General features: G+C 71.0%; 2 protein-coding genes and 1 pseudogene. All 3 read right to left on the reverse strand.

What is annotated here, in order from left to right; genetic code table 11:
• The coding region (locus G6019_RS14710; RefSeq protein WP_309230275.1) for a DUF3054 domain-containing protein at window positions 1-351 on the reverse strand (351 nt) is incomplete at its 3' end.
• 5 nt (window positions 352-356) lie between these two features.
• A complete protein-coding gene (locus tag G6019_RS14715) occupies window positions 357-1,700 on the reverse strand; it encodes a lysylphosphatidylglycerol synthase transmembrane domain-containing protein (protein WP_182613377.1) in 1,344 nt (447 codons plus the stop codon).
• Window positions 1,701-1,764: 64 nt separating this feature from the next.
• Window positions 1,765-1,970: pseudogene (locus tag G6019_RS17120) on the reverse strand (hypothetical protein); the annotation flags it as partial.

Raw genomic sequence — 1,970 nt, forward strand, 5'->3', positions numbered from 1 at the left:
GCGCCGGGTCCACGCTGCGCGCAGTGCCCGCCACCCCAGGAGCAGCACGCCGGTGGCGAGAGCGGCCACCAGCATGAAGCTCCAGTGCGGCACCCGCCCGTCGCCGAGTCCGCGGATCACCATCCCGCCGACGAGCGTGCAGGCCCACACCACGACACCGGATCGGACGCCCGCGGGGTCGCGGCGAGCGGCCAGCACCGCGATCCACCCCACCAGCAGACCCACCAGGAACGGCCACGCCGTCCCCCACACCTGGCCGAGCCCGAGACCCTCGGAATGCGCACCGCGTCCGAAGGTCGCGAACACGACCACCGACACCGCGTCGAGCAGGAGGACGAGCGGAAGGGCCACCACTGTCACGGCTCCTTCTCGTCACGTCGCCTCGGGCCGCTCACCGCACACGAGTCCTCGTCTGCGTCGTCGCGGGCCTCGTCGTCGACATCGCCGCCCCCGTCCGCTCGCGTCCCGTCATCGCGGACCCGCAGAAGGGGGGTAGGACCAGAATGCGCGTGGAAGGTCGGACGCCACGGAGTGCCGTGCAGCGGCCACATCGCGGCGATACCGGCCGGCGGGGCGGCGACGACCGTGGAGCGTTCCGGGTGGGGGGTGGTCGACGACGACGAGGGGCGCTCACGAGGAGGGGATCCCTCCTCGTGCTCGACATCGGGGTCGATCTCCACCGCTCCACGGTAGAAGAGGAAGAAGACCACCCATCCCGCCAGCGCCACCAAGACGAAGCTGACGATGCGGTAGAGGAACACCGCCGCGAACGCCTGATGCGCGCCCAGTCCACCAGCGGTGAGTGCGGTGATGAGCGCGAACTCGACCGTCCCGAGCCCGCCCGGCGTGATCGGCGCGGAGGCCACGATCTTGCCGGTGACATACGCGATGCACAGACCTCCGATGCTGGGCTGCGCGCCGACCGCGTGGGCGGCCGCCCACAGGCACCCGACATCGGCCACCCAGTTGAGCAGCGAGAACGCGAAGGCCTTGGCGAACTGGGTCTTGGTCATCTCGACCGCCTCGGCCTGCTCCACGATCTTGCGCACTCCGGTGGCGCCATGGTGGGCGGGCTTGCGTCGCCGCGCGTTGACCCAGGCCAGGAGGGCCAGCAGGGCTTCCTCGATCCTGTCCGGGTTCCGCGCGGCCCACTGCACCACCACCACGATCGCCACCAGGCCGACGGCCGACAGCATCAGCAGGAACGGGTTGGACACGCGGCCCACCAGGAAGAAGCCCGCCAGCGCGAGCAGCACGATCCCCACCGCCGACAGCACCCCGGAGATCACCAGCTGCCACGACGCCACGACCCGCGTCGCACCCCACTGCCGGGTCTTGCGGTAGGTCAAGGTGGTCCCGAAGACCTGTCCGCCGGGAATGCACGTCGAGAACGCGTTGGCGGAGAAGACCAGTCCGACGCTCCCCCAGTACCCCACCCTGACCCCGGCCGACTGGAGGAGCACCTTCTGCACCGAGCCGTAGCTGGACATGGACAGGTACGAGAACACCAACGCGACCGCGACCCATCCCCAGTGCGGATTGACCACCGCCGAGAACCCCTCGGCGAAGAACGGCATCTGTCCGCGGAGCCAGTAGAGGATGAAACCCAGGACGGTCAGGGTCGCGATCGCCTTGAACCAGGGGTTGGCCAGGACCATCCGGACACGACGGCGCAGCGTGGTGCCCCGCGTCCCCTTCATTACGCCACCATAACCCGCGGGACGGCCGGGACCCAGGTTCACACTCCGGAGGCCGGGCCGGGCCTCACGCGTCGCTATCGCGTCCCCTCTCCCTCTCCCGTTCTCGCCGGAGCCGGGCGATCAGCTCCGCCGCGGGGATCTTCTCCCCTGCGGCGCCGTCGTCCCGGCGACGGGGCTCGGATCGGGGTGCGGGCCCGGGATCCGGTGCGGGCTCCGGCTCCGGTGCGTGGAGATCGGGCCGGGGCTCGGGCCCGAGGACTCCCACCGCCG

Source organism: Dietzia sp. DQ12-76, assembly GCF_014145045.1.
Classification (GTDB): domain Bacteria; phylum Actinomycetota; class Actinomycetes; order Mycobacteriales; family Mycobacteriaceae; genus Dietzia.